Annotated in this window: 16 protein-coding genes; 2 read left to right on the top strand and 14 right to left on the bottom strand. The window is 63.3% G+C overall.

Annotation, left to right across the window (positions count from 1 at the left end; translation table 11 throughout):
* Window positions 1–40 precede the first annotated feature (40 nt).
* The 6 genes from LOY26_RS14905 to LOY26_RS14880 form a co-directional block, all read right to left on the bottom strand.
* Entirely contained in the window at window positions 41–775 is a 735-nt protein-coding gene (locus LOY26_RS14905) for a proteasome-type protease (protein ID WP_258713723.1), read from the bottom strand.
* A gap of 77 nt (window positions 776–852) precedes the next feature.
* Window positions 853–1,632, bottom strand: a complete 780-nt coding sequence (locus LOY26_RS14900; RefSeq protein ID WP_258713722.1) for a transglutaminase family protein — start codon at window positions 1,630–1,632, stop codon at window positions 853–855.
* On the bottom strand, window positions 1,629–2,579 hold the full coding sequence (locus LOY26_RS14895; protein WP_258713721.1) for an alpha-E domain-containing protein: 951 nt from the start codon (window positions 2,577–2,579) through the stop codon (window positions 1,629–1,631). The genes LOY26_RS14900 and LOY26_RS14895 overlap by 4 nt, the downstream gene beginning before the upstream one ends.
* Before the next feature lie 3 nt (window positions 2,580–2,582).
* Window positions 2,583–3,992, bottom strand: coding sequence for a circularly permuted type 2 ATP-grasp protein (locus LOY26_RS14890; protein WP_186656069.1), 1,410 nt, complete (start codon window positions 3,990–3,992; stop codon window positions 2,583–2,585).
* 364 nt (window positions 3,993–4,356) lie between these two features.
* Window positions 4,357–5,403, bottom strand: a complete 1,047-nt coding sequence (locus tag LOY26_RS14885) for a diguanylate cyclase (RefSeq protein ID WP_258714913.1) — start codon at window positions 5,401–5,403, stop codon at window positions 4,357–4,359.
* Window positions 5,404–5,716: 313 nt separating this feature from the next.
* Window positions 5,717–6,208 carry a DUF1543 domain-containing protein gene (locus tag LOY26_RS14880; RefSeq protein ID WP_258713720.1) on the bottom strand — a complete coding sequence of 164 codons (492 nt, stop codon included), beginning with the start codon at window positions 6,206–6,208 and terminating at the stop codon, window positions 5,717–5,719.
* 247 nt (window positions 6,209–6,455) lie between these two features.
* Here LOY26_RS14880 and LOY26_RS14875 point away from each other — a divergent pair, with 247 nt between their 5' ends.
* Entirely contained in the window at window positions 6,456–6,992 is a 537-nt protein-coding gene (locus LOY26_RS14875; protein ID WP_258713719.1) for a DUF3833 domain-containing protein, read from the top strand.
* Window positions 6,993–7,013: 21 nt separating this feature from the next.
* Here LOY26_RS14875 and LOY26_RS14870 read toward each other — a convergent pair whose 3' ends face one another.
* The 7 genes from LOY26_RS14870 to LOY26_RS14840 form a co-directional block, all read right to left on the bottom strand.
* Window positions 7,014–7,508, bottom strand: a complete 495-nt coding sequence (locus tag LOY26_RS14870) for a DUF2878 domain-containing protein (RefSeq protein ID WP_033700116.1) — start codon at window positions 7,506–7,508, stop codon at window positions 7,014–7,016.
* A complete protein-coding gene (locus tag LOY26_RS14865; RefSeq protein ID WP_186656045.1) occupies window positions 7,508–8,770 on the bottom strand; it encodes a cyclopropane-fatty-acyl-phospholipid synthase family protein in 1,263 nt (420 codons plus the stop codon). The genes LOY26_RS14870 and LOY26_RS14865 overlap by 1 nt, the downstream gene beginning before the upstream one ends.
* A complete protein-coding gene (locus LOY26_RS14860; RefSeq protein ID WP_258713718.1) occupies window positions 8,745–9,554 on the bottom strand; it encodes a DUF1365 domain-containing protein in 810 nt (269 codons plus the stop codon). Before LOY26_RS14860 ends, LOY26_RS14865 begins: the two co-directional genes overlap by 26 nt.
* Window positions 9,551–10,798: an NAD(P)/FAD-dependent oxidoreductase gene (locus LOY26_RS14855; protein ID WP_186656039.1), complete on the bottom strand. Its 1,248-nt coding sequence runs from the start codon at window positions 10,796–10,798 to the stop codon at window positions 9,551–9,553. The genes LOY26_RS14860 and LOY26_RS14855 overlap by 4 nt, the downstream gene beginning before the upstream one ends.
* Window positions 10,799–10,804: 6 nt before the next feature.
* Entirely contained in the window at window positions 10,805–11,557 is a 753-nt protein-coding gene (locus tag LOY26_RS14850) for an SDR family oxidoreductase (RefSeq protein ID WP_186656022.1), read from the bottom strand.
* Window positions 11,554–11,976 carry a nuclear transport factor 2 family protein gene (locus LOY26_RS14845; protein ID WP_186656007.1) on the bottom strand — a complete coding sequence of 141 codons (423 nt, stop codon included), beginning with the start codon at window positions 11,974–11,976 and terminating at the stop codon, window positions 11,554–11,556. The genes LOY26_RS14850 and LOY26_RS14845 overlap by 4 nt, the downstream gene beginning before the upstream one ends.
* Window positions 11,977–12,081: 105 nt before the next feature.
* A complete protein-coding gene (locus LOY26_RS14840) occupies window positions 12,082–12,528 on the bottom strand; it encodes a PAS domain S-box protein (RefSeq protein WP_186656005.1) in 447 nt (148 codons plus the stop codon).
* Window positions 12,529–12,682: 154 nt separating this feature from the next.
* Here LOY26_RS14840 and LOY26_RS14835 point away from each other — a divergent pair, with 154 nt between their 5' ends.
* The gene (locus tag LOY26_RS14835; RefSeq protein WP_258713717.1) at window positions 12,683–13,570 is read left to right on the top strand and encodes a MerR family transcriptional regulator; all 888 of its coding nucleotides are present in this window, start codon (window positions 12,683–12,685) and stop codon (window positions 13,568–13,570) included.
* On the opposite strand, the gene LOY26_RS14830 is transcribed toward LOY26_RS14835, so the two are convergent.
* A complete protein-coding gene (locus LOY26_RS14830) occupies window positions 13,548–15,143 on the bottom strand; it encodes a diguanylate cyclase (protein WP_258713716.1) in 1,596 nt (531 codons plus the stop codon). The two genes, LOY26_RS14835 and LOY26_RS14830, sit on opposite strands and share 23 nt — an antisense overlap.
* Window positions 15,144–15,355 lie beyond the last annotated feature (212 nt).

The following is a 15,355-nucleotide window of genomic DNA, read 5'->3' as shown; positions in this document are numbered from 1 at the left end:
GGCTGCTCGGTCGCCAGCCGACGGCATGCTTCGACCTCGCTCATTGGGCCATGAAATCCCGTGGGGGTGGCGTGAGTTCGGCCAGCAGGTTTTTCAAGCCATCACCCCATTGCTTGCGGATCTGGCTGTAGTAAGGGTCGTCATGATGAATGCGAACCGGCTCCCTGGCTGTGCAGCTGTCTTTGCCATACACCAGCAGATCCAGGGGCATGCCCACGGACAGGTTGCTGCGGATGGTGGAGTCGAATGAGATCAGGCCGCAGCGCACCGCCTCGTCCAAGGGCGTGTGGTAGGTGAGATTACGGTCCAGGATCGGCCTGCCGTACTTGCTCTCGCCCAATTGCAGGAAGGGGGTGTCTTGGGTGGCCTGGAAGAAGTTGCCCTGGGCATAGACGTTGTAGATGCCCATAGGGCTGCCAGCGATCTGCCCGCCCACCATGAACGAGGCGCTCAGATCGATCTGGGCTGTCAGCTTGCTGCGGTCACGGGCGACCACTTCGCGCAGGGTTTCGGCCACCAGCACCGTTGCATCGTAGAGCGTGGCGACGTTCAGCAAGTGGGTGCCGGCGCCCCGGCTGCGTTGTTCGAGCAGGTTGACCACCGATTGCGAGGTGGCGAGGTTGCCGGCGGTCTGCAGGACGATCAGCCGCTCGCCGGGCACGCTGAAAACGAACAACTTGCGAAACGTGGAGATCTGGTCGATGCCGGCATTGGTGCGTGAGTCGCAGATGAATACCAGCCCGTCCGCCACGTGCATAGCGACACAGTAGGTCATGCTGTTTACCTTGTGCTTTGAATGGAGGGCCCCGCCGCACACGGCACGCCGGGGCCTGCTGGTGTTGCGCCAGGGGGTTACTGGCGATGCACCTGAACACTTGCCTGCATGGATTCGACGCCGCCACCCCGGCGCACGCCGCGGACCGGACAGGCATCGAGGTAATCCAGCCCGACGGCCAGTTTAAGGTGACGCTCGGGCCGGGTGAGGCGGTTGGTGACGTCGAAGCTGTACCAGGCTTCATCGATCCAGGCTTCACCCCAGGCGTGGCTGGCCAGGTGGGTTTCGTCTTCGGTGCACAAGTAGCCGGACACGTAGCGTGCGGGGATACCCAGGCTGCGGGCGCAGGCCAGGAACGCGTGGGTATGGTCCTGGCACACCCCGGCACCGCCGGCAAACGACTCGATGGCGGTGGTGCCCACCGAGGTCGCGCCTGGGCTGTAGGGCATATGGTCGGCCAGGCCTTGCATCAGCGCAGTCAACGCTGCCCGGTCGCGGCGCTCGCCACACTGCTGAGTGGCGAAGGCCTTGAGCGCGTCACTGGCCTGGGTGAGGTGGCTGCTGCGCAGGAACGGCAGGGGCGACTGGCTGCCGGCCTCGTGCTCGCAATCCGGGTCGATTTCCACCTGGCCGCTGGCCGTCAGGGCCAGGTGGCCATGGGGCTTTTCCAAGGTCAGCACGTGCAGGATGTTGCCATAGGGGTCGATCTGGCTGTTCACCTTGCAGGGCAAGTCCAATTGCCAGTCGAGGATACGCTGGCGCTCGCTGCTGCGCGGTGTCAGGCGCAGGAACTGGATGCTGTTGCAGACGTCACTGGCGTAGCTGTAGGTGGTGTCGTGGCGGATGGACAGTTTCATATGACCTCCAGATAGGCGTTATGGACGGTCTGGCCCAGTTGGTGGATGCGGCCGATGAAGTCGGTCAGCCACAGGTGCAGCCCGGCTTCGAGAATCTCGTCGATGGCGGTGTAGCGCAGTCGTGCGTTGAGTTCGGCGGCCAGCCTTTGTGCGGCGCGGCCGGTATTGCCAGGCAGGCCGGCAAGAATCTGGTCGAGCTCATCAATGCAGGCATGCAGCGAACGCGGCACGTCAACGCGCAGCAGCAAAAGCTCCGACACCGGTCGCGCGCTGGGCGCGTTGCGGTAGATTTCATTGAAGGCTTCGTAGGCGGTCAGGGCGCGCAACAAGGCGCTCCACTGGTAATAACCGCGTGCAGAGTCGTCGCTGACCTCCTCGGAGGTTTCCCCGAACATTTCATAACGGGCATCGAGCAGGCGCAGGGTGTTGTCTGCCCGCTCGAGGAAGGTGCCCAGGCGAATGAAACTGTAGGCATCGTTGCGCATGATGGTGCCGGAGGTCGCGCCACGGAACAGGTGCGAGCGTTCCTTGACCCAGTCGCAGAACTGGCTGATGCCGTAGCGCCCAAGGCCTTTGCTGGCGATGTTGCGCATTTCGATCCAGGTGGCGTTGATGTTTTCCCACATGTCGGCGGTGATCCGCCCACGTACCGCATGGGCGTTGGTACGGGCAGCTTGCAGGCAGCAATAGATGCTGCTGGGGTTGCTCGCGTCCAGCGCAAAGAAGTGCAGCATGCGCTCGGGGTCCAGCTCGGTGTGCTTGCGGATGTAATCGTCCAGCGTACCGGACGCCAGCAGCGACATGGCCAGCTCGGCGTGGCCATCCGAACGCCCGGCTTGCGGCATCAGCGAAAGCGAGTAGCTGACCTCGAGCATGCGTGCGAGGTTTTCGGCGCGTTCCAGGTAGCGGGACATCCAGTACAGATCGGAAGCGGTTCTCGAAAGCATGGGTCAGTCCTCCACCACCCAGGTGTCCTTGGTACCGCCGCCTTGCGACGAGTTGACCACCAGCGAGCCTTCTTGCAGCGCAACGCGGGTCAGGCCACCGGGCACCAGGCGGGTTTCACTGCCTGACAGCACAAACGGACGCAGGTCGATGTGGCGCGGCGCAATGCCGCTTTCGACGAAGGTCGGGCAGGTGGACAGGCACAGCGTGGGCTGCGCGATGTAGGCGTGCGGGCGCGCCTTGATGCGGGCGCGAAAGTCTTCGATCTGCGCCGCTGTGGCGGCAGGGCCGACCAACATGCCATAGCCGCCGGAGCCTTGGGTTTCCTTGACCACCAGCTCGGGGAGGTGGGCCAGGACGTGGGAAAGGTCCTTTGGCTTGCGGCATTGCCAAGTGGGCACGTTCTTCAGGATCGGCTCCTCGCTCAGGTAAAAGCGGATCATCTCGTCGACATAGGGGTAGATCGACTTGTCGTCGGCAACGCCGGTGCCCACCGCGTTGGCCAGCACCACGTTGCCAGCCCGGTACACCGAGATCAGCCCCGGTACGCCCAGCATCGAGTCAGGGTTGAACGACAGCGGGTCGAGGTATTCGTCGTCCAGGCGGCGGTAAATCACATCCACCTGCTGTGGGCCGGCGGTGGTACGCATATAGAGATGGTCGTTGCGCACGAACAAGTCGGCGCCTTCGACCAGCTCGATGCCCATCTCCCGGGCCAGGAACGCATGCTCGAAGTAGGCGCTGTTGAAACGCCCCGGAGTGAGCACCACGGCGGTCGGGTTGTCCAGCGGGCTGGCACTCTTGAGTGTGTCCAGCAGCAGGTTGGGGTAGTGGTCGATGGGTGCGATGCGCTGGGCGGCGAACAGCTCGGGGAACAGGCGCATCATCATCTTGCGGTCTTCGAGCATGTAGCTGACGCCGCTGGGCGTGCGCAGGTTGTCTTCCAGTACGTAATACGTACCATCACTGTCACGCACCAGGTCGACGCCGGCGATATGGGCGTACAGCCCACGGTGCAGATTCAGGCCCTGCATGGCGACCTGGTAGCCCTCGTTGGCCAGCACCTGCTCGGGCGGAATGATGCCAGCCTTGAGAATGCGCTGTTCGTGGTAGATGTCCTGCAGGAACAGGTTCAGCGCCTGGACGCGCTGGATACACCCGCGTTCGACGATGCGCCATTCGCTGGCGCGGATGCTGCGCGGGATGATATCGAAGGGGATCAACCGCTCGGTGTCTTGCTGGTCACCGTACAGGGTGAAGGTGATGCCGGCCCGATGAAACAGCAGGTCGGCTTCGTGCCGCCGCTGCTCCAACAATGCCAGCGGCGTGTTCGCTAGCCAGCGGGCGAACTCCTGATAGTGCGGGCGGCAACTTCCGTTTGCCTCATACATTTCATTGAAAAAAGCCCGGGACATACCCACTCCTTGCCACGACTCGTCGGCAGTGATGTTGCACATTCATCCATTCACAACGGGGTGCGGTACTGCATTTACTTGTGGATGCGGTTTTTATGGATCGCCTCGGGTTAAGGGGTGAACTCGCTTTGCAATGACAATGCCGGAACGGGCAGGGCGGATGAATCGGGAGGGAAAATGGCGCTAAAAAAGCAGATGTGCGCGGTTTAGTAGCAGAAACGCGACGGTATCAGCCGAATTGGCGGGGATTTATGGCACCTGGATGTAGGGGCGCATGCCGAGCGCGCGGCTGCCTTGCATCAATTGAGTGCAAGGTTTGGCGTGATGGCAGGGTTGAACCAAATCTGGGCAGGCTTGCCTCTTGTCAGACGGCGGCGTGCATCTGGTCGACGACCGTCACTCGGTTACGGCCGGATGCCTTGGCGTGGTACATGGCTTTGTCTGCGCTACTGAGCAACGCACCGAGTTCACTCGCGGGGGCTGTTGCGAACGCCAGGCCTATGCTTGCGGTCACCGGGTGTTCGACGTTGACGTTCAGTTTGGCTATCAGGGCCCGCAGGCGCTCGGCGATCTCGGTGGCGGTGTGCAGGGGCGTATCGGGCAGCAGGATGGCGAACTCCTCGCCGCCCAGCCTGCCGGCTATGTCGTCATCCCGCAGGCTGGCGCTGATCACGGCACCGATCCGCTGCAGCACCTGGTCGCCCGCCGCGTGCCCGGCCGTATCGTTGATCTGCTTGAAATGATCGACGTCCAGCATCAGCACGGCCACGAAGTTACACCCCTCCCTGCAGCGGGCGTGCTGCACCGATGCAGAGTCGAAAAAGGCACGTCGGTTGTTCAGCCCGGTCAGTTCGTCCGTGCACGAAGCCACCATGGCAAGCCGGTGAGCGTGTTCCATTTCGTGTTTCAGGCGCCACGCGGTCAACAGGGCTGAGGACAGGCTTTGCGTCGCGTTGACGACGAACGATGCGAACACCAGTACCGCCAGTGCGATCCCCTGCTGCAGCGCGGAAGGCTGCACCACCAGCCAACCGGTACAGGGCAGCAGCACCAGGGCGATCGATACCACGGTCATGTTGCGGTATGACGAGTAACACGACACGGCGCTGACCGACATGCCCACGGCAAACAGCATGATCAATGTCTGCCCCAGCAGGTCGTCGGCCGGCATCACAGCCAATGCACCCAAGCCCCAGGTCGCCGCCGACAGTACCAGCGTGGCCCAGTAGCGCCACTCCCAGCGTTCAGCCGTGCGCTGGCTGGCGGGAGCGCGCAGGTAGGTGATGAACATGGCGGTACGCAGGGCCGTCGAAAGGCTGAGTACGGCCATCCAGGCGACCACCTTTTGCTGGTCGAAACGCTCCCAGCCCAGCCAGCACAACATGATGGCTGCCAAGTAGCTGCCCAGCACAGCGGGCGCTGACTGGACGAACAGCTGTTTCAGGCGGTCCGTCCTTACCGAGTGCGCTATCTCATCGCGAGGATCAAGGCCTGTCATGGCTGCCGCCGCCACGCTTGAACGGTAGCGCGTTGCGGCACTTCGCAGGCACCTGCAACGGTTGTCAGCAGTTCACGTTGCTGCATGAGGTTTCCCTTGATCGAAGTCGGTGCTGGCGACGCGCAGTCGAGTTTCGTCGAACATAGCCTGTTTCATGACAATCCGAAAGCCAGGCAAGCGGGTGTCAGTGCGGGCTGATCCCCGCCGGTGAGACGGTGTTTGAATCTCAGAGCAGGATGTAGTCGCTGTATTGACGCAGCCCGCCATGGGCACCTTCGATCAAGTGCACATAACGCCCGCCCACCCGGTCGACGGGCAGGCAGTCGTCTACTTCCAGTACTGCATCGGTATGGGGTTTGAGCCAGCCCGACTGCAAGCGTTGCTTGCCCAGTTGTTTGGCTTGGGCCTTGTCCCTGGCCACCACCAGCAGGTAGCGGTGCGCCTCGCCAAACACGTTGGGCTCGTAGCCACCCAGGTTGATGAAGAACAGCCGTGGGTCATCCGCGCCTGGCGCCAGCGGGCTGAACGCGACACGGTAGCGATCGATGCCGTCGACTTCCAGCCACGAGTCGATGTGCAGGCCCGCACGGCTGCCGAACCAGTCATGGCGCAGTTGCGGGTATGCCTGCTCCAGTGAATCGGCCTGTGCGAACAGCACGTCGTGTACCTCGATACTGGCCCGTGGGTGGCGGCCACCGAGCATGACTACGTACAGCATGAGCAATTCCTTCAGGGGGCAGTAGACGGCGTATTTTGCGGGATTTGCAGGGCGCGTGTGGAGTGTGAAGAAATCTGTACAAATCCACCTAATATCTATGCAATAAGCTAGTATTGTATAGTATTTTTCCAGGTGTCGAGGCCTGCTGGGCGTTCTTCGCCCTCTGGCTCGATCCGCAGTCCATGGACCCGCAACTGAGTCAGCGCCTCCTCGGGCTGGCAGCGGGCAACGACCGAGGTAGCTGAACATGTACAAAGCGCTGTTGCTGGTTGCCTGTCTGCTTCTGGGAAGCTGTGGCAATGTCGGTGTCGAGCACTATGCCCAGGCGCAACCGACGCTGGACCTGGCGGCGTTCTTCTCGCGCCCGGTGCAGGCCTGGGGGATGTTCCAGAAGCGTTCCGGCGAAGTGGTGAAGCGCTTCCACGTGCGCATCGACAGCCGCCGCGAAGGTGAGCAGCTGATCCTCGACGAGCATTTTCTCTACAGCGATGGCACGCGCCAGCAGCGTACCTGGACACTGGTGCCGGATGGCCCTGGCCGCTGGCGCGGGACAGCGGGGGACGTGATCGGTGAGGCGCGCGGCGAAGTGGCGGGGAATGCGCTGCGTTGGCGTTACCAGCTTGACCTGCCGGTCGACGGGCGGCACTGGCAGGTGGACATGGACGACTGGATGTACCTCATGGATGAAGACACGCTGATCAACCGCACGAGCATGAGCAAACTGGGCGTGGAAGTCGGCCAGATCACCCTGTTCTTCCGCCGCTTGCCAGCGGGCACGCCCTGAGGCTGAGCGCGCTTGCCCCGCTCAACGTGAGGGCGACGCCGCGAGACGCGAAAGCAGTGGCAGGGCCAACGCCCACACCGGCATCAATAACAGGCCGGTTTCCATCGTGCCCAAAGGCAAGGCGACATCCGCCAGCCTGGCGCCGCCGACATACGCCAACGGGCCGCCGAATGCGCCTAGCAACGCGCCGAGCCAGTAGCGCTTGCCGGCCCATGCCAGGCTGTGGCGCATGCCGCTGGCCAGCACCCACCACAGCAGTGCCAGCCACAGCGGCAGCGGCCAGGCGTCGAAACCGAACACGCCCAGTACCCCCAACACGCTATCGAGCAGGCAGCCGGCCAATGCAACGCGCCACAGTGCCTTGCCCTCGGCGTTGAAGTTCGGGCACAGGCGCAGGTGCACGGCCAGGCCCAGAGGCACCAGCAGCAGCAACCAAGGGCGTTGCGCGCCCAGCACGCAGGCCCACCAGCCGGCCTGTAACCAGAGCGCATTGGCGACCAGCCAGCAGCTGCGCATCACGCACTGCCAGGCCAGGGGGCGCGCCGTGCCTGGGGGGCCGCCCACAGCAGGTGCGCGACACCGATGGCGCGCTCCTCGAAGCCGCCTTGGCAATAACACAGGTAGAACTCCCACAGGCGCTGGAACATGTCGTCGTAGCCCAGGTCCATCAGCGCTGTGCGCGCCTGGCGCAGGTTTTCGCGCCAATGCTGCAAGGTGTGGGCATAGTCCAGGCCAAAATCCTCCAGGTGCACAAGGTTGAGTGCAGTCTGCCGGCTGGCGGTGTCCAGCATCACGCTCAGTGAGGGCAGGGCGCCACCGGGGAAGATGTAGCGCTGGATAAAGTCTACCGAGCGCCGCGCCTGGGCATAGCGCTGGTCGCGGATGGTGATCGCTTGCAACAGCATCAGGCCTTCGGGCTTGAGCAGCGAGGCGCACTGACGGAAGTACACCGGCAGGTAACGGTGCCCGACAGCCTCGATCATCTCGATCGATACCAATTTGTCGAAGCTGCCTTGCAGGTCGCGGTAGTCTTCGCGCAGCACCGTCACGCGCTGCGCCAGCCCCAGGGCCTGAACGCGCTGCAAGGTATGGGTGTACTGGGCTTCGGAGAGTGTCGTGGTGGTGACCCGGCAGCCGTACCGAGTGGCAGCGTGGATTGCCAGGCTGCCCCAGCCGCAACCAATCTCCAGCAGGTGATCGTCAGCGCGCAGTTCGAGCTTCTGGCAGATGCGCTCCAGCTTGTGCAACTGGGCGTGCTCCAGGGTTTGCCCGGGGTACTCGAACTGGGCGGCAGAATACATCATGGTCGGGTCCAGTAGCCGCTCGAACAGGGCATTGCCCAGGTCGTAGTGCGCCAGAATGTTGCGCCGGGCGCCGCGTCTGCTGTTGCGGTTGAGCCGGTGCAGCAGGCGCAGGGCAGGGCGGCCGAAGCGGGCCAGGCCACCTTCGAGCGCATCGAGCACTTCCAGGTTGGCGACGAACAAGCGCGTCACCAGTGCCAGGTCGGGGCTTCGCCAGTAGCCATGGATGTAGGCTTCGCCCGCGCCGATCGAGCCATTACCGGCGATCAGGCTCCAAGTGGCGTCATCGAGGATCTCCACCTCGGCCTGGAGCAGGCTTTCGGCATCCCCGAAGCTCCACTGCTGCCCGTGGCTGAGCAGACGCAGGTGGCCGTGGCGCAGTTTGCCCATCTGGGCCAGCACGGCGCTTCGTGCCAGCCCGCCGAGCAAGGGCGCAAGGCCGGCGAACTTGCTAACGCTCAGGGTGGGATTCGACATGTTCAGGGTCCTCGCAAGGTTGGCCGAGCGCCAGGTCACCCTGGCGGGTGGTGTGGTCATGGACGGGGGTGCGTTTGAACAACAGGCGCAGCGCTTGCCAGTAGATGGCCAGAACGGTGTGCAGGCTCATCCAGGGAAAGGTCAGCACGTAGCGGCGCAGCGCGGGTGCATCCAGTGGCTGGCGCTGCAAGGTGAGGTCGGCCTCGAACACCTTGTGGCCGCCTTGCCAGTTCTGCATGTGAATGCGTACATGCGCCGCGTCCAGGCTGAAGCGCAGGTGATAGTCCATGTCCAGGGGCATGAACGGCGACACATGGAAGGCCTTGGCTACGGTGAAGTGCTTGGCAAGGTTGCCCTGCACCGGCAGCACGTAGTGAAAGCGTTCACGCCACGGCGTGTTGCGCACCTCCAGCAGAATCGCCGCCAGGCGCCCGTCGCGGTCATGGCAGAAGTAGAAGCTCACCGGGTTGAACGACAGCCCCCAGCAACGCAGTTGCGTGAGCAGGCGCACCGGGCCTTCGGGCATATGCCCTGTCGCCTGGTGGACCAGCAAGCGTGCGGCTTGGGCCAACGGCTCGCCTTGGCGGGTCAGCGCGGGCAGGTAGTCGGTCTCGCGCCAACACAGCGGTGCCAGGCGCCAGCGCCCCAGCCAGAGAGACAGTTTCAGCAGCCAGGTTTGCTCGTCCAGGTCCAGGTAGAACATGCCGATCCGGTAACGGAACGCGTGGCGCCGCGGCGTCAGGCGCCGGTGGCTGACCCAGCCCAGGCAAAGGCTGCTGTTCACAGCTGCTCTCCAAAGTGCGCGGCCACTTTCAGCGCGCTGACTACCCCGTCTTCGTGAAAACCATTACCCCAGTAGGCGCCACAGAAGTAACTGTGTTGCTGGCCCTGCAACTGCGCCTGGCACGCCTGCGCGGCGGAGGCCGCAAGGCTGTACTGCGGGTGGGCGTACTGGAAGCGGGCGATGATCTGCGCCGGGTCTACCTGCGCGGTCTGGTTGAGGCTCACGCAGAAGGTGGTCGGCGCCTTGATGCCTTGCAGCAGGTTCATGTTGTAGGTCAGCGCCGCGGGGGCCTGCTCTGGGCCCCCCAGGCGGTAGTTCCAGCTGGCCCAGGCGCGCCGGCGGCGTGGCAGCAGACGGGTATCGGTGTGCAGCACCACGTCGTTGCTGGCGTAGCCGATGGCGCCGAGCACGGCGCGCTCCTGTGGGCTTGGGGTGTCCAGCAGCGCCAGGGCCTGGTCGCTGTGGCAGGCGAACACCACATTGTCGAAGCGTTCGCTGCCGGCAGCGCTGACCAGGGTGACGCCACCTTCGTCGCGGCTGACCCGGTAAACCTTGCAGTTGAGGCGGATGCGTTCGGCAAACGGTCGGCACAGCGGCGCAACATAGCCGCGCGAACCCCCTTTGATCACCCGCCACTGCGGCCGTTGGGTGACCGACAGCAAGCCGTGGTTGCGACAAAAGCGCACGAAGAATTCAAGGGGGAAGCCGAGCATGTCTGCGCGGGACATCGACCAGATGGCCGACCCCATTGGCACGATGTAGTGGTCGATGAACCGCCGCCCATAGCGGTGCGCCTGAAGGTAGGCGCCCAGGGTGGTGTTGGCGTCGATGCGCTGGGCGTCGAGGTCGGCGACTGCCTGGCGGTTGAAACGCAGAATATCCCGTAGCATCCCCCAGAACCCTGGGGACACCAGGTTGCGTCGTTGAGCGAACAGTGTGTTCAGGTCATGACCGTTGTATTCCAGGCCGCTGATCGGGTCATGCACCGAGAAACTCATCTCGGTCGGCTGCGAGGCGACCTTGAGCTGGTCGAGCAACCGGATGAAGTGCGGGTAGGTCCAGTCGTTGAAGACGATGAAACCGGTGTCTATTGCATGGCGCTCGCCTTGCCAGATCACATCGAAGGTATGCGTGTGCCCCCCGACCCATTGCTCGGCCTCGAAAACCGTCACTTCGTGCTTGCGTGACAGCAGATGGGCGCAGGTCAGCCCTGCGATGCCACTGCCGATGATTGCTATACGCATGGATCATCATTCCTGTTCATGACGGGCAAGGCGTTGGCCCAGTGCCAGGCGCAGGCGCGCGGGCAGCGCCCCGAGCAGGCGCAACGCCCAGGTAAAAAAGCCGGGGAAATTGATTTCCAGCGGGCGGCGCTGCAGGCGCCTGGCGATATGCTGGGCTGCGCGCTGCGCGGGCCACAGCTGCGGCATGGGGAAATCGTTGCGCCGGGTCAATGGCGTGTCGACGAAGCCGGGGCTGACCAGGGTGACCGCGATGCCCTCGTGTGCGAGGTCGATGCGCAGTGACTCCACCAGGTAACGCACCGCAGCCTTGGACGCGCCGTAGGCGCCAGCGCGAGGCAAGGCCAGCCAGCTCACCGAACTGCCCATCACCACCAGGTGGGGACGTTGGCCGGCGCGAAGCAAGGGCAGTGCCGCCGCCAGGCAGTAGCTGGCACCCAGCACGTTGGTGCGCAGCACACGTTCGACCAAGGCCGGATCAAAATGGCCCGGCTCCAGGTATTCGCAGGTGCCTGCATTGAGAATGGCCATGTCCAGCCCGCCCCAGGCCTGCTCGATGCGGGCAGCGATAACGGCCACCTGCTGCGGGTCGTCAATATCGCCAATGGCCAGCAATACCTGCCCGGGGAACCGTTCAGCCAAGGGGGCAAGGCGCTCCGCGTGGCGACCCCCCAGGGCAACCTGGTGGCCTTGCTCCAGCAGTATCTGCGCGAGTGCGGCACCGATACCGCTGCTTGCGCCGGTCAGCCAGCAGCGGCTCATGCCAGCCTGCCTTTGAGCCAGCGAATAGCACTGCCCATGACCGGAAGGTGTTCATACAGCAGGGCGCCGGCGTCGAAATAGTCCTGGTGAAAATGCACGCGGTCGTGCCAATGCAAGCAGCTGCAGCCTTGCAAGGTGATCTGCTGGCCGCGGGCCAGGCGTGGGTGGCAGAACTGCAGGGTCCAGCGCAGGTAACCCTGCCCGGGCCTCACCTCGTCGGCGCTGGTGAAGGCATAGCGGATATCGTGGGCGTTGGCGTACAGCTGCTCGAAGTAGGCCCGCAGCGCCGGCAGCCCCTGTATCTGATGCAGGGGATCGCGAAAGGTGACCTCTTCGCTGTACAGTTTTGCCAGCGTGTCGAGGTTGCCCCCATCGAGGCTGGCGAAGCGCTCGGCGAATTGCTGTAGGTACGCTGACATGCTGGGCTCCAGTCAATCCTGTACAACTATGCTTTGTTGTACAGGTATAGCTGAAGTCTAGGTCTTAATCTATACAAATTAACGATCGTGTATAGGTTTTTTGGGTCAGCCCTTGGCCTGGCCCAGTTGCCGGCGCAATTCAGCCACTTCCGCCTCCAGCTCGCGAACCTTCTCCTCGGCGAATACCTGCGCTGTGACATCGCGCTGAATGCCGATGTAGTACGTCAGCTGGTCCGCTTCGTTGTGCACGGGCGTGATGGACAACTCGTTCCAGAACAGGCTGCCGTCCTTGCGGTAGTTGCGCAGTACCTGGCAGCAGGGGCGACCTTCGCGGATTGCCTCGCGGATGGTGGCGATGGCCACCTGGTCATGATCCTCGCCCTGAAGAAAGCGGCAGTCCTGGTAGAGGATGTCGTCGGCGCTGTAGCCGGTCAGGCGCTCGAAGGCCGGGTTGACGTAGATAAGGATGCTGTCATTGCCCTCCTGCTCGGCGACGACGACGCCATCGTTGGAATGCTCGACCATCAGTTGCAGGAGTTTTGCGTTGATCATAGGGCCCACCCACAGAAATCTCGTATGCGATATGCGCAGCGTAGCCTCTGTGCAGAAGGCTTCGGCGCCGTGTGCTGTATGATGAACCAAGGTTGCTCGCCGCAGAAGGTGCAGATGGGTTTAGAATAGGGCACCCCCCGGAAGCCCACTCGCCATGACAGACGCCACCCCACCCGATTTGCTACCCATGCGCGACGTGGTCAGCCTGACCGGCATCAATCCGGTGACCTTGCGTGCCTGGGAGCGGCGCCACGGGCTGATCCGCCCGCAGCGCACCGAGGGCGGCCATCGCCTGTACACGGCCCGGGATGTGCAGCGTATACGTGACATCTTGCGCTGGACCTCCAACGGCCTGCCCATCAGCAAGGTCGGTGACATGCTCGTAGGCCAGCCTGAGGCGTCTGTGCAGCCGCATTCGGCCTTTGACGATTGGCGCGCCGCCGTAGTACGCGCAACCCAGGCATTCGATGCGCAGGCGCTGGAAGGGATCCATGGCCAGTTGTTCACACTCATGCCCAAGGCCACTGTACTGCGTGAAGTGCTGATTCCGGTGTGGCATGAGCTGGCTTCAGGCAGTGCGTTCGGCCAGCGTAGCCAATGGCTGTTTCTCGATACGTTCCTGCGCGCCCGCTTGCTGCTGCGCCTGCAGATGAACCAGCCCGATGCGCCGCGCGTACTGCTGGCGGGCACCGAAGGGCAAGCCGAACTGCAAGTGTTGTGTGCCGGGCTGCTGTTGAGCGGTGAGCAACAACGCATCGAGGTGCTCGGCTGCGGGCAACCGCTGGAAGAGCTGCCCCTGTTGTGTGCGGCGATGCAGCCGGCGGCACTGGTGATTGCGCTGCAGGCACCGGTTGGCCCGGTGTTGGCCAGGCGCCTGCGCGCGTTGCAGATGGAGATTGCCTGCCCGCTGGCGCTGATAGGCGCAGGCCTGGCGGGCTCTCAGGCGGCGTTGCAAGGCATTGCGTTGTGCCTGCTGGACGAGCAAGGCGCCGACGTCGCGGGCAAACTCAACGCCTTGCTCAGCGGCGCCCTGGATTTCTGACCCAGGAAGGCACGCGATCTTCAGCTACCACACGGTTACGCCCATTTTCCTTGGCCAGGTACAGGCGCTCGTCGGCACGCTTGAGGATGGCTGCGGCGGTGGGGGTCTCTGTACTGCGGTAAGCCACACCGATAGATAGCGTCAGCGTGCCGACCTGCTTCATGGGCGTGGCGCTCAGCGTCGAGCGAATACGCTCGGCGACCTCTTTCGCAGTACTCGGCCCGGTGTTCGGCAGCAGCAGGCAGAACTCTTCGCCGCCGGCCCTGCAGGGCAGGTCCCCTGCACGGGTACAGTCACGGATCACCTGCGCCACCTGCTGCAGGGCCAGGTCGCCGACATCATGGCCGAAGGTGTCGTTTACCCGCTTGAAGTGGTCGATATCCAACGCCAGTACCGCATAAGCCTGCTGCGATGCATCCAGGGCCTCGAGTGCCGCCTTCATCGCGCGCCGGTTGCCCAGGCCAGTCAAGAGGTCGGTTTCGGCGGCGGCGTTCAAGGTGCCGATCTTCTGTTGCAGGTGTTGCGCCTGCATCACCAGTGCCTGGCGGATCGCCGCAGCCTCTGCGTACCAGGCATTGATCGCGGACAGTTCTGCCGTTGCATTGGGCGCCGAAAGGTCGATGGCATGGCCGGCCAGCGCACGTAACGGGCGGGTGATCAGCATTGCGCCGAGCAGTATCAGAGCAAAACCGACCACCCCGGCCGGGATGATCTTGATAAGCATGTCGCGCATCAGCTTGGCCAATGGCGCCAGTGCCTGTGCCCGCGGTTGTTGCACCACCACAGCCCAGTTGGAGCCTTGTACATGGGCAAACCCGGCGAGCATCGGTACCCCTCGGTAGTTGACGGTCTCCAGGGTGCCGTTTTCACCGTGCAGGGCGATGTCCACCGTCTCGCTCCAGCCGAGCACTTCACCGATGCGCTGTTGGTCGGGGTGGTAAAGCAAGCGGCGGTTGCCGTCGGCGACGAAGGCGAAGGTGCCATCGAGGTGATGTTCGCCAATCAGCGAATGCATCACGCCACGCTGCTGCAGGTACACCGAACCGCCCACCAGTCCAAGAAACTGGCCGGCCGGGCTGAAGATCGGCTGCGACACGAAGACGATGAGCTTGCCGTTGGCCGCGGTGAATGCCTGGCTGACCAAGGGCTGCCGTTGTTTGAGTGCTGCGTGCAACTCAGTAGACGCCACCGTCGAACCGATCTGCACCCCGGGCGGGTATGCCTGCAGGATCTTGCCTGCAGGGTCGGTGATCAGCACGCTGTTCAGTTCCGAGTCCTGGGCCTGCAAGCGAAGTGCTTCCTCCTCCAGCAAGGCTGGGTTGGCAATGTCGCGGCCCAGGCGCTGGCTGCTGTATTTCAGGCGTTCATTGACCGAGTACAGGAACCCATCGATGCTGGAGGCCACCTTGAAGGCATAGGCACGGTTGGCTTCTAGCGCCGAGTGGACCAAAGCATCGCGTTGCACGCCGTAGGCCGTGATCAGGCCATTGCACAGGGTGCCCAGCACGGCAAGTAGAACAAAGCTCAAAATCAGGCCACGCAGGCCGATATGTGATGACAGAATGTTGCCCATGAGTACGTCGTAAGCCTCAACTGCTGGAAATGCTGGCAGAAGCTTAGACAGGAATCGGGTTGTGCACCGAAACCAAGCCAGGCCCCCCTTCCCCATACGCCTCACAGGCCTTACCGAACATCTCCTTGCAATTAATTACATTTGCGCGCGCCAGCATTTTGCCTTCGTGCTGTAAGATTGACGGTTATGCTCAATCGCATGCTGATTTGCTA

Source organism: Pseudomonas sp. B21-047 (assembly GCF_024748775.1).
GTDB lineage: Bacteria > Pseudomonadota > Gammaproteobacteria > Pseudomonadales > Pseudomonadaceae > Aquipseudomonas > Aquipseudomonas capeferrum.
This window is presented reverse-complemented; position numbering and strand designations above follow the sequence as displayed.

Bases quoted from the DNA above. Each gene is read 5' to 3' on its own strand.
- LOY26_RS14905 (WP_258713723.1), bottom strand. From the start codon at position 775: ATGACCTACTGTGTCGCTATGCACGTGGCGGACGGGCTGGTATTCATC.
- LOY26_RS14900 (WP_258713722.1), bottom strand. From the start codon at position 1,632: ATGAAACTGTCCATCCGCCACGACACCACCTACAGCTACGCCAGTGAC.
- LOY26_RS14895 (WP_258713721.1), bottom strand. From the start codon at position 2,579: ATGCTTTCGAGAACCGCTTCCGATCTGTACTGGATGTCCCGCTACCTG.
- LOY26_RS14890 (WP_186656069.1), bottom strand. From the start codon at position 3,992: ATGTCCCGGGCTTTTTTCAATGAAATGTATGAGGCAAACGGAAGTTGC.
- LOY26_RS14880 (WP_258713720.1), bottom strand. From the start codon at position 6,208: ATGCTGTACGTAGTCATGCTCGGTGGCCGCCACCCACGGGCCAGTATC.
- LOY26_RS14875 (WP_258713719.1), top strand. From the start codon at position 6,456: ATGTACAAAGCGCTGTTGCTGGTTGCCTGTCTGCTTCTGGGAAGCTGT.
- LOY26_RS14870 (WP_033700116.1), bottom strand. From the start codon at position 7,508: ATGCGCAGCTGCTGGCTGGTCGCCAATGCGCTCTGGTTACAGGCCGGC.
- LOY26_RS14865 (WP_186656045.1), bottom strand. From the start codon at position 8,770: ATGTCGAATCCCACCCTGAGCGTTAGCAAGTTCGCCGGCCTTGCGCCC.
- LOY26_RS14855 (WP_186656039.1), bottom strand. From the start codon at position 10,798: ATGCGTATAGCAATCATCGGCAGTGGCATCGCAGGGCTGACCTGCGCC.
- LOY26_RS14850 (WP_186656022.1), bottom strand. From the start codon at position 11,557: ATGAGCCGCTGCTGGCTGACCGGCGCAAGCAGCGGTATCGGTGCCGCA.
- LOY26_RS14845 (WP_186656007.1), bottom strand. From the start codon at position 11,976: ATGTCAGCGTACCTACAGCAATTCGCCGAGCGCTTCGCCAGCCTCGAT.
- LOY26_RS14840 (WP_186656005.1), bottom strand. From the start codon at position 12,528: ATGATCAACGCAAAACTCCTGCAACTGATGGTCGAGCATTCCAACGAT.
- LOY26_RS14835 (WP_258713717.1), top strand. From the start codon at position 12,683: ATGACAGACGCCACCCCACCCGATTTGCTACCCATGCGCGACGTGGTC.
- LOY26_RS14830 (WP_258713716.1), bottom strand. From the start codon at position 15,143: ATGGGCAACATTCTGTCATCACATATCGGCCTGCGTGGCCTGATTTTG.